Annotated in this window: 15 protein-coding genes; 7 read left to right on the forward strand and 8 right to left on the reverse strand. The window is 62.0% G+C overall.

Annotated features, from left to right (window positions below):
* Positions 1–117: 117 nt before the first annotated feature.
* Both D5125_01865 and D5125_01870 read left to right on the forward strand, forming a co-directional pair.
* Positions 118–1653 carry a c-type cytochrome gene (locus D5125_01865; protein ID QFY88322.1) on the forward strand — a complete coding sequence of 512 codons (1536 nt, stop codon included), beginning with the start codon at positions 118–120 and terminating at the stop codon, positions 1651–1653.
* 514 nt (positions 1654–2167) lie between these two features.
* Entirely contained in the window at positions 2168–2944 is a 777-nt protein-coding gene (locus D5125_01870) for a class I SAM-dependent methyltransferase (GenBank protein ID QFY88323.1), read from the forward strand.
* A gap of 40 nt (positions 2945–2984) precedes the next feature.
* Here D5125_01870 and D5125_01875 read toward each other — a convergent pair whose 3' ends face one another.
* From D5125_01875 to D5125_01905, 7 genes are all read right to left on the reverse strand, one after another.
* The gene (locus D5125_01875; GenBank protein ID QFY88324.1) at positions 2985–5114 is read right to left on the reverse strand and encodes a carboxy terminal-processing peptidase; all 2130 of its coding nucleotides are present in this window, start codon (positions 5112–5114) and stop codon (positions 2985–2987) included.
* Between the two features lie 31 nt (positions 5115–5145).
* Entirely contained in the window at positions 5146–5661 is a 516-nt protein-coding gene (locus D5125_01880; GenBank protein ID QFY88325.1) for a DUF1249 domain-containing protein, read from the reverse strand.
* A 43-nt stretch (positions 5662–5704) separates the two neighbouring features.
* Complete coding sequence (gene trxA / locus D5125_01885) at positions 5705–6073, reverse strand: thioredoxin (protein QFY88326.1); 369 nt, start codon at positions 6071–6073, stop codon at positions 5705–5707.
* Between the two features lie 142 nt (positions 6074–6215).
* Positions 6216–6473: a hypothetical protein gene (locus D5125_01890; protein QFY88327.1), complete on the reverse strand. Its 258-nt coding sequence runs from the start codon at positions 6471–6473 to the stop codon at positions 6216–6218.
* A 10-nt stretch (positions 6474–6483) separates the two neighbouring features.
* Positions 6484–8265, reverse strand: a complete 1782-nt coding sequence (locus D5125_01895; protein QFY88328.1) for a Na/Pi cotransporter family protein — start codon at positions 8263–8265, stop codon at positions 6484–6486.
* A 318-nt stretch (positions 8266–8583) separates the two neighbouring features.
* Complete coding sequence (gene trkA / locus D5125_01900) at positions 8584–9957, reverse strand: Trk system potassium transporter TrkA (GenBank protein ID QFY88329.1); 1374 nt, start codon at positions 9955–9957, stop codon at positions 8584–8586.
* Between the two features lie 199 nt (positions 9958–10156).
* Positions 10157–11602 (reverse strand): potassium transporter, encoded by a 1446-nt coding sequence (locus tag D5125_01905; protein ID QFY88330.1) that lies wholly within the window; start codon positions 11600–11602, stop codon positions 10157–10159.
* Positions 11603–11798: 196 nt separating this feature from the next.
* On the opposite strand from D5125_01905, the gene D5125_01910 reads away from it, so the two are divergent.
* The 3 genes from D5125_01910 to D5125_01920 all read left to right on the forward strand — a co-directional run bounded on the left by D5125_01910 (position 11799) and on the right by D5125_01920 (position 14865).
* Positions 11799–12719 (forward strand): DUF3800 domain-containing protein, encoded by a 921-nt coding sequence (locus D5125_01910; protein QFY88331.1) that lies wholly within the window; start codon positions 11799–11801, stop codon positions 12717–12719.
* A 98-nt stretch (positions 12720–12817) separates the two neighbouring features.
* Positions 12818–14191, forward strand: coding sequence for a DUF4118 domain-containing protein (locus D5125_01915; GenBank protein ID QFY88332.2), 1374 nt, complete (start codon positions 12818–12820; stop codon positions 14189–14191).
* Complete coding sequence (locus D5125_01920) at positions 14188–14865, forward strand: response regulator transcription factor (protein ID QFY88333.1); 678 nt, start codon at positions 14188–14190, stop codon at positions 14863–14865. The genes D5125_01915 and D5125_01920 overlap by 4 nt, the downstream gene beginning before the upstream one ends.
* Before the next feature lie 46 nt (positions 14866–14911).
* On the opposite strand, the gene D5125_01925 is transcribed toward D5125_01920, so the two are convergent.
* Complete coding sequence (locus tag D5125_01925; protein ID QFY88334.1) at positions 14912–15121, reverse strand: PLP-dependent transferase; 210 nt, start codon at positions 15119–15121, stop codon at positions 14912–14914.
* Between the two features lie 42 nt (positions 15122–15163).
* Between D5125_01925 and D5125_01930 the strand changes: the two genes are divergently transcribed.
* Positions 15164–15349: a hypothetical protein gene (locus D5125_01930; GenBank protein ID QFY88335.1), complete on the forward strand. Its 186-nt coding sequence runs from the start codon at positions 15164–15166 to the stop codon at positions 15347–15349.
* Positions 15337–15636, forward strand: coding sequence for a type II toxin-antitoxin system RelE/ParE family toxin (locus D5125_01935; protein ID QFY88336.1), 300 nt, complete (start codon positions 15337–15339; stop codon positions 15634–15636). The genes D5125_01930 and D5125_01935 overlap by 13 nt, the downstream gene beginning before the upstream one ends.
* The last annotated feature ends 119 nt before the right edge of the window (positions 15637–15755 follow it).

Here is a 15755-nt window from a genome sequence, read left to right on the forward strand (position 1 = left end):
GCATCTGCGCAAAATCCTGCGCCCTATTGCCAGCTTCGGGACTCGGGACTCGGGACTCGGGACTCGAAATGGGGCATCCTTCGCTTTGCCAGTCTTGCTCTGATTCTGGGCCTTATTATGGGAATGAGTCTGCAGACTAGCCAGGCTCAGGCAGCCGATCCCACTGGCCCCGATGCCAACGCCCTCTACCAGCAGCACTGCGCCAGCTGTCATGGCGCGGATCGGCTCGGCGGTACCGGCCCTGCCCTGCTGCCGGAGAACATGGGCCGACTCAAGCCCAAACAGGCGGCCAAGGTCATCGCCGAGGGCCGTGCCGCCACCCAGATGATCGGCTACAAGAATCAAATCGATGCCGCCGGCATCCAGGCCCTGGTGGACTACATCTTCACCCCGCTGCCCGAGATCCCCCGCTGGGGCGAGGCCGAGATCCTCGCCAGCCACATCCAGCACCACCCGCCCGGCAGCCTGCCGGACAAACCCAAATTCCAGGCGGATATCGACAACCTGTTCATCGTCGTCGAGCTGGGCGATCACCACGCCACCCTGCTCGATGGCGATAGCTTCGAGCCCATCCACCGCTTCCCTACCCGCTATGCCCTGCACGGCGGGCCCAAGTACGCCGAGGGCGGCCGCTACGTCTATTTCGCCTCCCGCGATGGCTGGATCAGCAAGTTCGACACCTTCAACCTGACCTATGTGGCCGAGGTGCGCGCCGGTATCAACAGCCGTAACCTGGCGGTGTCCCACGATGGCCGCTTCGTCATGGTCGCCAACTACCTGCCGCACAACCTGGTGATCCTGGACGCTGCCACCCTCAAGCCGGTCAAGCTGATCGAGGCCAGGGACCTCAGGGGTAACAGCTCACGGGTCAGTGCCGTATATACCGCCGACCCGCGCTCCAGCTTCATCGTCGCCCTCAAGGATGTCCCCGAGGTGTGGGAGATCAGCTACCAGATACCGCCGCCCAAGGGCTTCGGCCAGTGGATTCACGACCACAGGGATGACTCCGGCGAGCAGAACGAGGCCAACCACTTCCCCATCCGCCGCATCCTGGTGGAGGATTATCTGGACGACTTCTTCCTTACCCAGGACTACAGCCAGATCGCCGGTACCGCCCGTGGCGGCGAGGGCCAGGTGGTGGACCTGGACCTGGGCCGGGTGGTGGCCAGCATCGACCTGCCCGGCATGCCCCATCTCAGCTCCGGCATCAGCTGGCCCTGGAACAACACCACAGTGCTGGCCACGCCCAACATCCGCGCCAACAGCATCAGCCTGTTCGACATCGAGACCTGGCAGCCGGTAAAGGAGATAGAAACCCTGGGACCGGGCTTCTTCATGCGCAGCCACGAGAACAGCCCCTACGCCTGGGTGGACGTATTCTTCGGCAAGCACAGCGACGCCATGCATGTCATCGACAAGCAGAGCCTGGAGATCGTCAAGACCCTGCGCCCGGCACCGGGCAAGACCTCGGCCCACGTCGAGTTCACCAAGGATGGCCGCTACGCCCTGGTGAGCATCTGGGATCTGGATGGTGCCTTGGTGATCTACGACGCCAAGACCCTGGAAGAGATCAAACGCCTGCCGATGAAAAAGCCCTCAGGCAAGTACAACGTGCACAACAAGCTGAGCCGCTCTTCCGGCACCAGCCATTGAATTTAAGTCTGCAAACGAACGCGAATGAACGACGATCTAGCCACAGGGCACACTGAGGAGTGATGTTCCGAAGTGGCGCTTCCCACTTCATGATCCTATATTCCTCATTTAAGCCACAGAGACACAGACGACTCCGGGGACGGAGGAGGCAGAACGAAGCAGGAGGCCAGCCAGAGTCGAGATCACAGAGTTGTTTCAAAGAGTTACACCTCAGACCAGACTCACCTAGGAGCCTGTCGGATTTAGGATGCTCCTACTGCGCCGGTGGGAAGAACGGCCCAGAATTATTTTGAACATTGGCCCCGATTTTTCGTTGCGTAGGCCAACTCAGCGCCTCAAAATCGTGAAAATTTGTTCTCGTTCTCCCACCTTGCTCGCTACGGACACCTAAACCCGACAGGCTCCTAGAAGGTGTTGAATGTTCGCTTTCTAACTCATTGATTTTTTCTCTGTGTGCTCTGTGGCTCTGTGGCCAAATGCTCTTTTTAGGATGATCCTTAGGTTAAAAAACCCGATGACCGATCCGGTCACCCTTCCTTTGTCTCTTGCTGGTCTCTATGCCGATCCGCAACGGCTTGCCGAGGCGCGGGCCTTGGCCGAGCGCCTTGGCCTGCCGTTGTTGGCCGAGGTGGGGGATAGCGCCTGTTTGAGGTTGGATCAGACCGGTCTGGCACTGCTGCCCGCTGCCCCCTTGGGACCGCTGCAGGTGGATTTTGTTGCCGGTCAGATGGGCCACAGACGCCGCTTTGGCGGGGGTCGCGGTCAGGCCCTGGCGCGGGCGGTGGGGCTTAAGGATGGGGCCAATCCCCAGCTGATAGATGCCACGGCGGGGCTGGGCAAGGATGGCTTGGTGCTGGCCTCGTTGGGCTGTTCGGTCCGCCTGATCGAGCGCTCCCCGATCATTGCCGCCTTGCTTGCCGATGGCCTGCAGCGGGCCTCGTTGCAGCCCGATCTGGCGGACTGGCTGGCGCGGCGGGTGCGACTGCATCCGGGCGATGCCCTGGAGCTTCTGCCCCGGCTGTGTGCCGAGCAAGGGGCCGATGTGATCTATCTGGACCCCATGTTCCCCGAGCGCAAGAAGACCGCTCTGGTGAAGAAGGAGATGCGCCTGTTGCGCCAACTGCTGGGGGATGATGCCGATGCCAATGAGCTGCTTGCCTGCGCCCTGGGCCTGGCCGACAGGCGCGTGGTGGTGAAGCGCCCCCGTCTGGCCGCACCCCTGGCAGGGCCCAAGCCGGACCTGGTCCTATCCGGCAAGAGCACGCGCTATGATGTGTATCTGCGCCATTGAGTCTTTGAACTCAACCCGCTGAGCGACGGGCGGGTTGGGCCTAGAGATCAAACAAGGCCGCGGCGCGGGTCTTGGGCGATGGTCTTTGCTGCTGGCGGATGAAGTCGGCGAGCAGGGTGGCGGCCTCGCGTACCTCGATCTGGGCGATGGCCTTGCGCCCTTCTTCGTCGTCCTCGTCGTGCTCTTCGTCGGGGTTTTCCGGTAACAAGGGCAGGCCTACGCTGCGCCGAAAGCGGTTCTCACTGGCGCGGCGGGCCACCTCTGTCTTGCGCCATTCGGCCCTGCGCTTGCTTTCCAGCAGGGAGACATGGTCGCGTTCGCGCAATTCCTTGACGATGCGGTGCTCCTCGTCGAGGAAGCGAAAGCCGGGGTCCTTGTCGATGCGCTGCCGGTGGGCGGGCAGGACCTGCTCCAGGCCCTGATCCTTGATCAGCTCCACATTGTGCACGGGTTCTATGCTGCCCCAGGGCAAGGCATTCTCCAGGGCGCGTTCACCCTGGTCCTTTTCATCGCCGGCATGGGGGAAGCTGATGTCCGGCACCACGCCCTGAAACTGGGTGCTGCTGCCGCTGATGCGGTAGAACTGGGCCATGGTCAGGCGCAGTCGGCCCAGGTCTTCATCGCCGTTGCGGATGAAGCGGCCCAGGTTGATCAGGGTCTGCACCGTGCCCTTGCCAAAGGTGGGCTCGCCGATGATGATGCCACGGCCATAGTCCTGGATGGCACCGGCGAAGATCTCCGAGGCCGAGGCACTGTCGCTGTTCACCAGCACCGCCAGGGGGCCGCGATAGACCACTTCGGGGTCTTGGTCCTTTTCTATGTCCAGATGGCCGTTGGAGTCCAGCACCTGCACCACGGGGCCGGTGGGGATGAACAGGCCGGTCAGCTCGGTGGCCTCGGTCAATGAGCCACCGCCGTTGTTGCGCAGGTCGATCACCACGCCCTCGACCTCGGCCATTTTCAGCTCGTTGAGCAGACGGCGCACGTCCCGGGTGGTGCTGCGGAAGTCCTTGTCACCACTGCTTTGCCCCTGGAAGTCACGGTAAAAGGCGGGGATCTCGATCACGCCGATCTTGCTGCCGCCCATGCCGGGCAGGCCCTGGATGATGGACTTCTTGGCCGCCTGATCCTCCAGTTTGATGTTGTTGCGCACCAGTTCGATGAGCTTGGGCGGGCTGCCGGCCGGGGCCTTTTTCGGCAGTACCTCCAGGCGCACCGTGGTGCCCTTGGGGCCACGGATCTTCTCCACCACGTCCTGCAGGCGCCAGCCCACCACGCTCTCCACCTCAGAGCCTTGGCCCTGGCCCACGCCCAGGATGCGGTCGCCCTTGAACAGCTGGGCGCTCTCCTCGGCCGGACCGCCGGGGATGGTGCGCACGATTTCGGTGTATTCGTTCTTGTTGCGCAGCACCGCGCCTATGCCCTCCAGGGACAGGCGCATGCTGATGTCGAAGTTTTCCGACACCTCGGGCGACATGTAGCTGGTGTGTGGCTCCAGGGTCAGGGTGTAGGCGTTGATGAAGGCCTGGAACACGTCATCGGCGCTGAACTGGAGGATGCGCCGCTTGAGATTTTCGTAGCGTTTATCCAGGTCCTCCTGGATCTGTTGCTCGGACTTGCCCAACATGCGCAGAGAAAGGATGTCGTTCTTTACCCGTTTGCGCCAGATGTCAGCCAATTCGGTGTCATTTTTCGCCCAGGGTGCCTTGCTGCGGTCGAAGCGGTAATCCTCGTCGATGCTGAAATCCAAATCACCACGCAGCAGCACCCGGGCATAGTCGGTCCAGCTCTCCACCCGTTTGCGGTAGCTGCGGTAGATGCTGAAGGCCGGGTCCAGATCGGCCGTCTTCAGGGCATTGTCGAGCTTTTTGCGGTAAGGCTTGAAACGCTCCAGGTCCTGCTGGCTGAAGAAGCTCTTGTTCGGGTCCAGGCTCTCCAGATAGCGCTTGAAGATGCCCTCAGACAGGGCATCGTCCAGCTCAACCTTGCGAAAGTGGTAGCGGTCCACCACCCGGGTCACGATCACCGCCGTTTGCCGATGCAGGCGGCTGGGGGTCAGGTCCTTCTCGGCGACAACATGGTTGCCATCGATCTCCGCCCAGGCCATCTGCGGGGACAACAGCAGCAGAAGCAGCGGTAATACAACGAATCTTTTCACGGTGGCGCTCATATTAGGTTTGCACATCATCCGCCGCTGCTGCTCAGCCATCGACCAGCAAGGGTCGGCGGTTAGCCGCTGCGGGCTGGTCACTGGCACTGGGACACTGACTGTGTTGACCAAAATAGTAACCCTGGCGCAGACAATAGCCCAGCCATTTGGACAGAAAAAGATTCAGCCGCCACTTGCGTTGCAGGGCGGAGCCATAGGGCTGACCGATCAGCGGCAGTGCCTGCTGGCGCAGCTCCAGCACCTCCAGTTGGCGGGCGTCATGATAGACGCGCAGCCCGGCCGCCGGGTCGTCCACCTCCTGCACCCCTTCCTGGAACCTGTGGGTCAGCCGCAGCAGGCTGGTGTAGGGGGTCTGGGCCTGGATCTCCAGGTGCAGTGCCACACCGTCTTCGGCACGGGTGCAGTGGTGGCCGCGCAGCCTGGGCAACTCCGGTGCCAGGCGCAGCAGCAGACCGTAGTTTTCGTCGCACAGCTCCAGCAGGCCGCCCAGGGTGGGGCGGCCCCGCAGCAGCGCGGCCAGACTCCAGGGGTAATAGGGCCTTCTCATGGCCGTTCGTTGTTGTACTTATGCCCTTTGACAACGGGGTGCTTCAGGCCTGGGCCTGTTCCTCGCTGACCTGGCGATGCACCTCGGCCATGTCCAGTTCGCTGGCCTTTTGCAACAGGTCGCGGAACGCGGGTTCAGGCAGGGCACCGGCCTGGCTGAAGATGATCACCTTCTCGCGGAAGATCATCAACGTGGGGATGGAGCGGATATTGAAGTGTCCAGCAATCTCCTGCTCGTCCTCGGTGTTGAGCTTGGCAAAGACCATGTTCGCATGGTCTTCCGAGACCTTCTCGTAGGTCGGCGCAAAGCTGCGGCAGGGGCCGCACCAGGGGGCCCAGAAATCGATGATGACGAAATCGTTGTCGTTGATGACCTGCTCAAAATTGTCTTTATTCAGTTCGACTACAGCCACAATGGCCCCCTTGTTCGTTTAAATGATGGGTTCAATGAATCTGGGGAGATACTAGCAGATTAGGGGCAGGCTTGGTAACCGCGCACCGAACAGGGCTTGCCCGGCGGGGCCGATTTTCGGTTTTTTCTGCGAGTGGGCTGGGCTAATCCCCGCCCAACTTCTTGCGCAATTCACGTCGTCGCTTCAGGGCCAATTTGAGTTCGGCGCGGAGGATGCGCAGTTGCAGCCTGAGGCGCTTGCGCTGGCTCTTTTCCTCCTCTCCGGCGAGCCTTTTCTTCAGCTTGCGCTGCTTGGCGCAGAGCTTGCGCAGCAGGCCATCCAGCTTGGTCTGATCCAGGCGTCCGTGCTTCTCGCCCTGCTCCAGGCGATGGCGCAGCTTGTCGATCAGTTTCTTCAGCATTGCCGGGCCCTCAGCCTTCACCCAGCTCGGCAAGCACCGACTTGGCCATCCGCTTGGAGAAGTAATAGATACGTTTCTGCTTATCGATGATATCCATTTCAAGGGTATAGGTGGGGATGCGGTTGGGCTCCTCCGCCACCAGCCGTGCGGCCTGGTGAACGGCGGCGGAATTGGCCAGTTCGTTGATCTCCTGCTTCATCCGCACCACCGTCTCGGCCACCTCCAGATTGCTCTGGGAGACCGCCTGGATGGCCAGCGACAAGGCCCGCTGCACCACCTTGTGAAAGTCCAGCAGCACCTTGCGGCTGGGCTTGCTGATGGCCACGCTGGCATTCAGCCGCTGCCGTCCCAGGGCCACCAGATTGGTCTCTATGGTATCACCGATGTTTTCCAGGTCGTTCACCGCCGCCATCAGGCCGAAGAACTCATCGGTCTGGCGGTCGGTCAGGCTGCCCTTGCTCAGCGCCCCCAGGTATTCGACGATCTGCGCGTGCAGCAGGTCCACCTCGTCATCGATGCGGGCGATATGACTGAGCTGATCCTTATTGCCGTTGATGATGGCCGGCATGATCTGGCGGTACATGGCCTCCACCTTCTCGCCCATGTGCAGCACCTCCAGCCGCACCCGGTCCAGGGCCAGAGAGGGGGTCTGCAACAGCTCATCATCCAGGTACTTGGAGCGCACCTCCAGGCCCTGTAGCTCATCGGGCCTGTCCGGCACCAGCCAGGTCACCAGCCGCGCCATGTACTGGGTCAGGCCGATGAAGATCAGGGTATTGCCGATATTGAACAGGGTATGGGCGTTGGCGATCTGCCTGGGCGTCTCCGCCGCCAGCCGATCCAGCCCGGACAACTGGGGGTGGGCCGGCGACAGGGCCGTCACCACCTCCGCCAACTGGGGGATGAAGAAGAACCAGAGCAGCACCCCGGCGATGTTGAACAGCACATGCACCACCGCTGCCCGCACCGCCTCGCGGGGCTTGCCGATGGCCGCCAGCATGGCGGTGATGCAGGTGCCGACATTGGCACCAAAGGCCAGGGCTATACCCGCCGGCAGGCTGATGAAGCCCTGGCTGGCCATGACGATGACAATCCCGGTGGTGGCCGAAGAGGATTGCACCAGGCCGGTGAACAGGGCCGCCACCAGGATGCCGATGAGGGGGTTCTCCATGCTCGCCATCAGGTCCAGAAAGGGCTGATAGCTGCGCAGGGGGGCCATGGCATCGCTCATGATGCTCATGCCGAAAAACACCAGCCCCAGCCCCATGAGCATGGTGCCGTAGTGTTTGATCGAGTCGCGTTTGCTGAAGAACAGCATACTGAAGCCGACGCCGATCATCAGCAGGGCGGCCTTGGTCACCTTGAAGGCGACGATCTGCGCGGTGATGGTGGTGCCCACGTTGGCACCCATGATGATGCCGATGGACTGGGCAAAGCTCATCAGCCCGGCGGAGACAAAGCCCACCACCAGCACGGTGGTGATCGAAGAGGACTGGATAACGGCGGTGACAAAGGCCCCGGTGGTGGCGGCCATGAAGCGATTGACGGTGAGCTTGGCGAGGATGTTTTTCATCCGATCCCCGGCCACCGCCTTGAGGGAGTCGGACATCTGCTCCATGCCGAACAGAAACAGCGCCAGGCCGCCAAACAGCTGCATGGCCATCACCGCCCACTCCATCTGCGGCGCGGACGCCGTCTGCGCCAGGGCAAGGGGTGCCCAGCCCAGCAGCGCCAGGACGGCAACCCAGCCAAGGGGTCTTGGCCTTGCAATCGGTCTATTCAATCTGCGCATACCCTGAGTGAGAACGGGGGTTGTGTAACGAGACTCGCCAGGCAAAGATTACAGTTTATTGACCAATCGGTTACACCCCCTATAGGGTAGTGCAGATTGGCCGGGAAATAAATCCGCCCAGGCAGAACTTGCAGGTCTGGCGCTGCGACACAGGAGGCAAAACGGCCAGATCTCGCAGATGGGAAAGGGACCGATCACCGGCACCAGCGGCAAGCCGGATCGGCATCAACGCTTAATCTGGAGCTATGGGCCCAGCCAAGTGCTGAACCAGCCGTCACCACAGGGCGTTGAATTGGCTTTGATCCAGTTCGAGCACACTCAGATGAAGTTGAAGGAAACCTGGAACAGCCGCTCGATACTGGGCACCTGGCGCTTGTCGGCGAGAAACAGGATGACGTGGTCGTCGGCCTGGATTACGCAGCCCTTGCCCGGAAACAGGATCTCTTCGCCGCGGGCAATGGCCCCTATGCTGGCACCCGATGGCAATTCCAACTCGCTCAGCCGCCGTCCGACCACCCGCGAGGTGTTCCGATCGCCGTGGACTATGATCTCTATCGCCTCGGCCGCGCCCCGGCGCAGGGAATGCACCGATACCACATCGCCCTTGCGGATATGGGTGAGCAGGGAGCCGATGGTGGCCTGGGCCGGGGAGACGGCAATATCCACCGCCGTGCCCTGGGCCAGATCGACGTAGCTGGGGCGGTTGATGATGCACAGGGTCTTGCGCGCCCCCAGCCGCTTGGCCAGCATGGCGGAGAGGATGTTGGCCTCGTCGTCGTTGGTCACAGCGCAATAGACATCGGTGTCGGCAATGTCCTCCTCGCGCAGCAGATCGGCATCGGCGGCATCGCCGTTGAGCACCACCGTCTGCTCCAGGGTACGGGCCAGATAGCGGCAACGGGAGGCGTCGATCTCGATGATCTTGGTGTGATAGCGGCCCTCGATGCTGGCCGCCAGGCGCTTGCCGATGTTGCCGCCGCCGGAGATGATCACCCGCCGGTAGGGCCGCTCGCTGCGGCGGAAGGCGCTGACCACGGCGGGGATGTGTTCGCGCGCGGCGAGGAAGAAGACCTCGTCATCCGCCTCCACCACGCTGCCACCATCGGGAATGATGGCGCGATCACGCCGGAAGATGGCGACGATACGCGCCTCTACCCCAGGAATCCGCTGCGCCAGGCTACTCAAAGATTGGCCCACCAGCGGGCCGCCGTAATAGGCGCGCACCGCCACCAACTGGGCCTTGCCATCGACAAAGTCCAGTATCTGCAGCACCCCCGGCTGATCGATCAGATGCCGGATAAAGGTGGTGACCAGCTCTTCCGGGCTGATGATGTAGTCCACCGGGATGGCCTTGTCGGAGAACACCCCGGCATGACGCAGGTAGTCATTGGAGCGCACCCGCGCCAGTTTGGTCGGGGTGTGGAACAGGGTGGAGGCGATCTGGCAGGCGACCATATTGGTCTCGTCGCTGTTGGTCACCGCCAGGATCAGGTCGGCATCCTCGATACCGGCCTCGATCAGCACCCCAGGGTGAGAGGCATGGCCCTGCACCGTGCGTATGTCCAGGTGCTCCTGCAGGTCCTTGAGCAGACGCGCCTGGGTGTCCACCACGGTAATGTCGTTGGCCTCGCTGGCCAGGCTCTCGGCCACCGAACGGCCCACCTGACCGGCACCCAGAATGATGATCTTCATGATGTCTCCGTAAAACTAGCGGATCGCAAAGGACGCAAAGGACACGCCAAGAACGCAAAGAATTTCCTGATTACCCACAAAGCTCAGCCAATCGAATAGGGCGGCCCGTGGCCGCCGCGCAACCACTAGGGGCAGGCTTCATTGCTGTGGCTTGGCGGCGGGCGCGGCCCGCCCTATGCGTCCTGACTGATTTGTTGGCTCAATGCCGCCAGTAGGCGGGCAGGAACAGGATCAGCAGGGTGAACACCTCCAGCCGACCCACCAGCATGCCGAACACCCCCAGCCATTTGACCGCATCATTGGCGCTGGCGAAGGTACTGGCCACCTCGCCCAGGCCCGGGCCGAGCAGGTTGATGGTGGCCACCACGGCACCGAAGGCCGATTCCAGGTCCAGCCCGGCGGCCATCATCGCCACCGTCAGCAACAGGGCGGTGACTATGTAGAGCACATAAAAGCCCCAGACCGAGAACAGGATATCCTCGGATACCGGCTTGCGCCCCACCTTGATCACCGAAATCGCCTGCGGGTGGGCCAACTGGAACAACTGGCGCAGGCCCAGCTTGGCCAGCAGCAGGATGCGCATCACCTTGATGCCGCCGGCGGTGGAACCGGCGCAGCCGCCGGTGAAGGAGAGGATCACCAGCACCAGGGGCACATGCAGCGGCCACTCGGCAAAGGTGGCGGTGCCGAAGCCGGTGCTGGTGAGGATCGAGGCCACCTGAAAGGCGGCATAGCGCAGGGACTCCAGGGCACCGCTGTAGGTCTGCACCCAGTAGAGACTGAAGGCGATGAACAGGCTGGACAGGGCGAAGATGAGCAGAAACACGCGCACCTCGGTGTCCGCCACATAGGGGCGCAGGGTGGCGCGGCGCAGGGCGACGAAGTGAACGGCAAAATTCACCCCGCCGGCGAGCATGAAGACAATGGCAATGGTCTCGATCAGCGGGCTGTTGTAATGGCCCAGGCTGGCATCATGGGTGGAGAAGCCGCCAGTGGCCACCGTGGTGAAGGCGTGACCTATGGCATCGAACAGCTGCATCCCCGCCAGCCAGTAGCCCAGGGCACAGGCCAGGGTCAGCAACAGATAGATCATCCACAGGGCGCGCGCGGTCTCGGCGATACGCGGGGTCAGCTTCTCCTGCTTGGCCACGCCCGAGGCCTCGGCGCGATACAGCTGCATGCCACCCACGCCCAGCAGCGGCAGTATCGCCACCGCCAGCACGATCACCCCCATGCCGCCGAGCCATTGCATCTGTTGCCGATGATAGAGGATCGATGGCGGCAGTTGATCCAGGCCGGTAATCACCGTGGCCCCGGTGGTGGTGAAACCGGATACCGACTCGAACACCGCATCGGTCAGATTCAGGTGCAGGCCCAGGCTAAAGGGCAGCGCCCCAACCAGACTGAGGATGATCCAGAACAGGGTCACCACAAGAAAACCATCGCGTACCGACAGCTCGGCCTGGGCCTTGAAGTTGGGCAGCCAGAGGAGCAGGCCTATGCCTGCGGTGAGCAACAGCGAACTGACGAACACCAGCCACTGGGCATCGGCATAAAACAAGGAAACGCCCAGAGAGGGGGCGAAGCTCAGGCTGTAGAGCAGCAAAAAGATGCCAAACAGGCGAGTAATGGCGCGCCAGTGCATCAGCCGCGCCGCCGCCAGCCGGGGTTCAGGGGTATGATGCGGCCTGATCCCGCGCCGGGAAACGCGGGTCGGCGGGAGTGCTGCGTCCAGATCGCCATGGGGGGCGGAATATAGACCCCGGCTTGGCCGATGGCACATAAAAAAAGCGTAAAAATTTTATGATTCTTTTACCTTCGGCCTTGCCCTGGAAATCAGCATGAGAAAACGCGGCCCCAACCTGCCCTATTCCGAGTTTGTCGTTTACGTTGATGAAAGCGGCGACCACAGTTTGGTTTCGATTGATCCGCGTTATCCGGTTTTCGTGCTGTCTTTCTGCGTCTTTCGCAAGTCCGTGTATAACCAGCAGGTTGCACCCGCCATTCGGGCGTTGAAATTTGCCACCTTTGGCCACGACATGGTGGTGTTGCATGAAGCAGAACTCAGACGCGGCAGGGGTGCTTTCGAGCAGATGCCATTGACTCGACGCAATGCTTTTATAGCTGGACTATCTGAGGTCATTGCCGGTGCCAACTTTCAGTTGATTGCGGTCGCCATTGACAAATACCGCCTCAATCAAACTTATGGGCCAGAGCCCCATGCCTATCATCTGGCGCTAGCCCAGGGTTTGAACAGCCTGTTTCATCTGCTCGTGGCGGAGGGTCAGCAGGGGAGCCTGACCCATGTGGTTTGTGAAGCCCGAGGGGCGAAGGAAGACCAGGAGTTGGAGCTGGAATTTCGCCGCCTGTGCGACCACGCGGCCTATGCTCAGCAGGGTATCAGTCTGGAGGTGGTGATTGCGGACAAGAAAACCAACGCAGAAGGCCTGCAGCTGGCGGATCTGACGGCACGGCCCATAGGCCTTTCGGTGTTGCGGCCCGATCAGGAAAACCGCGCAGCCAGGCTGCTGGAGACCAAGTTTTATCGGGATAAGGCGGGAAACAAGCGGGGGCGGGGTTCAATGTGTTGCCTGAGTAGGTATTGCCTTGAACGGCTTGCCCCAGAAAGCAGAAGGGCCTCGGAACAGTCTCAGAGGCCCAGCGCCGGCGGCACAGTCGCAACCCATTTGCAGGCAAATATAGTGCATTGCCCCAGGCATAGCAAGCGGCCGCGCAGGCCATCTTTTATGCATCGGTTATGAACCGCGTAAGGCTACAAACCGCTGCAACAGGGGCCAGCGGGCCGCGCTCAGGATTAAGCGCGCTCCTGGGTCCATGCATAGGCCAACAGCTCGGTCTCTTGCTGGCGGTGCTGGCCATCAGCCTGCTGCTGGCCTTCTTGCTGCGGGAGCTGATGCCCCATGCCAGCCTGTCGCTGGTGTTTCTCACCGGGGTGCTGGTGGTGGCCTCGCGCACCGGGCTGGGGCCGGCCCTGCTGGCCAGCCTGCTGAGCTTTCTTGCGTTCAATTTCTTCTTCACCCGCCCCTATTACACCTTCAAGGTGGCGGATGATGCCGATGTGGCCACCCTGGGGTTTTTCCTCCTCACCGCCGCCATCACCGGCAATCTGGCAGCGCGCATCTATCAGGAGAGCGGGCGGCGCCAGCTGGCGCTGGCGCGTCTGTCCAACCTGCACGAGTTCAGCCGGCAGATGGTCTCCGCCGCCTCTGGCGAGCAGGTACTGCAGGCCCTGGCGGGGCATCTGCATCGCTCCCTGGCCTTGCCGGTAGCTGTGTTCGCCGCGGATGGCCGCCTGGTCGCGGCCCTGGCCGATGGAGACAACGCCAACGCCGCCGAGTCCTTCGCCTTGGGTGGCGCCAAGCGCCCAGCGGGACTGGCCCAGGTGCAGGGGCCGCTGGATGCCGATCTGGCCGACCTGGCCCGCAGCCTGTGCGATCAGGCCTCGCTGGCGCTGGAGCGCATCCAGCTGGTGGCCGATCTGGATCAGGCGCGGGTGCAAAACGAGGCCGAGCAGCTGCGCTCGGCCCTGCTATCATCGGTATCGCACGATCTGCGCACGCCCCTGGCCTCGATCATAGGCTCCACCACCAGCCTGCTGGACTACGCCGAGGCGATCAGCCCGGCGGACCGTCAGGCCCTGTTGGCGACGGTGGTGGCCGAGGCCCGGCGGCTGGATCGACACATCCAGAACCTGCTGGACATGGCGCGTATCGGTCAGGGCGAGCTGGTGCTGCAGCGCCAGTGGGTCGATCTGCAGGACCTTATCGCCGAGGCGAAAAATCGCCTGCAGGCTGTGCTGGCCGGGGTGCGCCTGGAACTGAACATAGCTGCCAATTTCCCGTTGCTCTGGGTGCAGGAGACCCTGATCACCCAGGTATTGGTGAATCTGCTGGACAACGCCATCCGCTTCTCGCCGCCGGAGGGCCGCATCGGCTTGCGTGCCTGGGTGGAGGGGGAATCCCTGAACATCGAGCTGTGCGATCAGGGTCCAGGAATCCCCGCCGAGGCGCGCGAGGCGGTGTTTATGCCCTTTCACACCCTGATACCGAACCACCCGCGTGACCGCTGCCAGCGCACGGGTCTGGGGCTTGCCATCTGCCGCGGTCTGATCGAGGCCCATGCCGGCCAGATCAGCGCCCATGGCGGGCTTGACGGCAGGGGTGCCTGTTTGCGTATAGTGCTGCCCCGCATCCCCTATCAGGGCAAGCCATGAAAATCCTTTTGGTGGAAGACGAGGCGCAGATTCGCAAGTTTCTGCGCATCAGCCTGGAGGCCCAGGGCTATGAGGTGGCGGAGACCCGCCTGGCCGAGGAAGGCCTGCGCCTGTGCGCCCAGTTGCAGCCGCAGTTGGTCATTCTCGACCTGGGCCTGCCGGATTTGGACGGCCAGGAGTTCATTTGCCAGCTGCGGGAGTGGTCGCAGGTGCCGCTGATCGTGCTCTCGGTGCGGGCCAGCGAAGGCGATAAGGTCCAGGCCCTGGATGCCGGGGCCAATGACTTTGTCACCAAACCCTTCGCCATTGGCGAGCTGATGGCACGCATCCGCGTGCTGCTGCGCCAGCGGGCCGAGGGACCCGGCAGCGCCGTGCAGCTGTATGATCGCCAGGGCCTGCGGGTCGATCTGCCACGCCGTGAGGTCAGCGTCGATGGCCAGCCGGTGCATCTGAGCCGCAAGGAATACGAGCTGCTGCGGCTGCTTATCGGCCTGCCGGGGCAGGTGCTCACCCATCAGCAAATCCTCGGCCGCATCTGGGGCGAAGGCCACCAGCAGGATGTGCACTACCTGCGCGTGCTGGTGGGCCAACTGCGCCAGCGCCTGGGCGATGACCCCGCCCACCCGCGCTTCATCATCACCGTGCAGGGGGTCGGCTACCGGCTCAATCAATAGACACCGGGGCAATAACGCTCAGAGGGATGGATTCATAACAACCCCCTCAGGAGGATGTGGCTTGAGCCGCCAGGGCCTGATGCAGGTCGGCGATCAGGTCCTTGGGGTCTTCCAGGCCGATGGACAGCCGCAACATGCCATCGCTGATGCCGCGGCGGGCGCGTTCCTCGGCGCTCAGGCCGTGATAAAACAAAAAGACAGGCACTTTGTTTTGCCCGATGACCGGATCATCAGTGGCCTTGGTGGTAGGGAGCAAGCGAGCGCTTCGCGGCTTTTACAGTAATTGGAGATAACACCCATGTCCACAGCAAAAGAACTGGCGCAGGATGTCCTCAAGGCACAACCAGAGGACGCTTCTTACGAGGAAATCATGCGGGAGTTAGCATTTGACCGCATGATTGCAAAAGGACTGGAAGATTGCCGCACAGGCCAGATGATCGAAAACAGTGAAATGGAACACAGGATCCGGCAGTGGCAAGGCTGAGATGGACCCGCGAGGCCGAGCAATGGCTGCACGATATTTTTGACTATATCGCCCAGGACAATCCCGTTGCTGCCGCCCGTGTGGTGCGCGGAATTTACGATAAGGCGCAGGTTCTCATCGACTTCCCGGACATAGGCTATCGCTACCGTGCAGAGAAAGAAGGGGAAATCCGTGTGCTGCTTTATGGACACTACCGGATTGCGTATCTGCGTCGAGAAGATTCAAAGTGGATTGATGTGCTCGGCGTGTTTCATGGGGCACTGGACATCGATAGGTATTTCCCCTGAAGGCCGGACTGTTCAATTGCCAGGAAGAAGCACTGACCGAACTGCATACCAAATACCTGATTACCCATGTATCTCAGCCTGGTCTTGGCTCGACTGGCCGTGCATGGCCTGGGTGGGAT

Source organism: gamma proteobacterium SS-5, assembly GCA_009497875.2.
GTDB lineage: Bacteria > Pseudomonadota > Gammaproteobacteria > Chromatiales > Chromatiaceae > Magnetovirga > Magnetovirga frankeli.

What these genes read in the sequence shown, in the direction of transcription:
- trkA (QFY88329.1), bottom strand. Translation starts at nt 9,957, where the DNA reads ATGAAGATCATCATTCTGGGTGCCGGTCAGGTGGGCCGTTCGGTGGCC.
- D5125_01865 (QFY88322.1), top strand. Translation starts at nt 118, where the DNA reads ATGGGAATGAGTCTGCAGACTAGCCAGGCTCAGGCAGCCGATCCCACT.
- D5125_01880 (QFY88325.1), bottom strand. Translation starts at nt 5,661, where the DNA reads ATGAGAAGGCCCTATTACCCCTGGAGTCTGGCCGCGCTGCTGCGGGGC.
- D5125_01905 (QFY88330.1), bottom strand. Translation starts at nt 11,602, where the DNA reads ATGCACTGGCGCGCCATTACTCGCCTGTTTGGCATCTTTTTGCTGCTC.
- D5125_01895 (QFY88328.1), bottom strand. Translation starts at nt 8,265, where the DNA reads ATGCGCAGATTGAATAGACCGATTGCAAGGCCAAGACCCCTTGGCTGG.
- D5125_01890 (QFY88327.1), bottom strand. Translation starts at nt 6,473, where the DNA reads ATGCTGAAGAAACTGATCGACAAGCTGCGCCATCGCCTGGAGCAGGGC.
- D5125_01870 (QFY88323.1), top strand. Translation starts at nt 2,168, where the DNA reads ATGACCGATCCGGTCACCCTTCCTTTGTCTCTTGCTGGTCTCTATGCC.
- D5125_01920 (QFY88333.1), top strand. Translation starts at nt 14,188, where the DNA reads ATGAAAATCCTTTTGGTGGAAGACGAGGCGCAGATTCGCAAGTTTCTG.
- D5125_01930 (QFY88335.1), top strand. Translation starts at nt 15,164, where the DNA reads ATGTCCACAGCAAAAGAACTGGCGCAGGATGTCCTCAAGGCACAACCA.
- D5125_01875 (QFY88324.1), bottom strand. Translation starts at nt 5,114, where the DNA reads ATGAGCGCCACCGTGAAAAGATTCGTTGTATTACCGCTGCTTCTGCTG.
- D5125_01910 (QFY88331.1), top strand. Translation starts at nt 11,799, where the DNA reads ATGAGAAAACGCGGCCCCAACCTGCCCTATTCCGAGTTTGTCGTTTAC.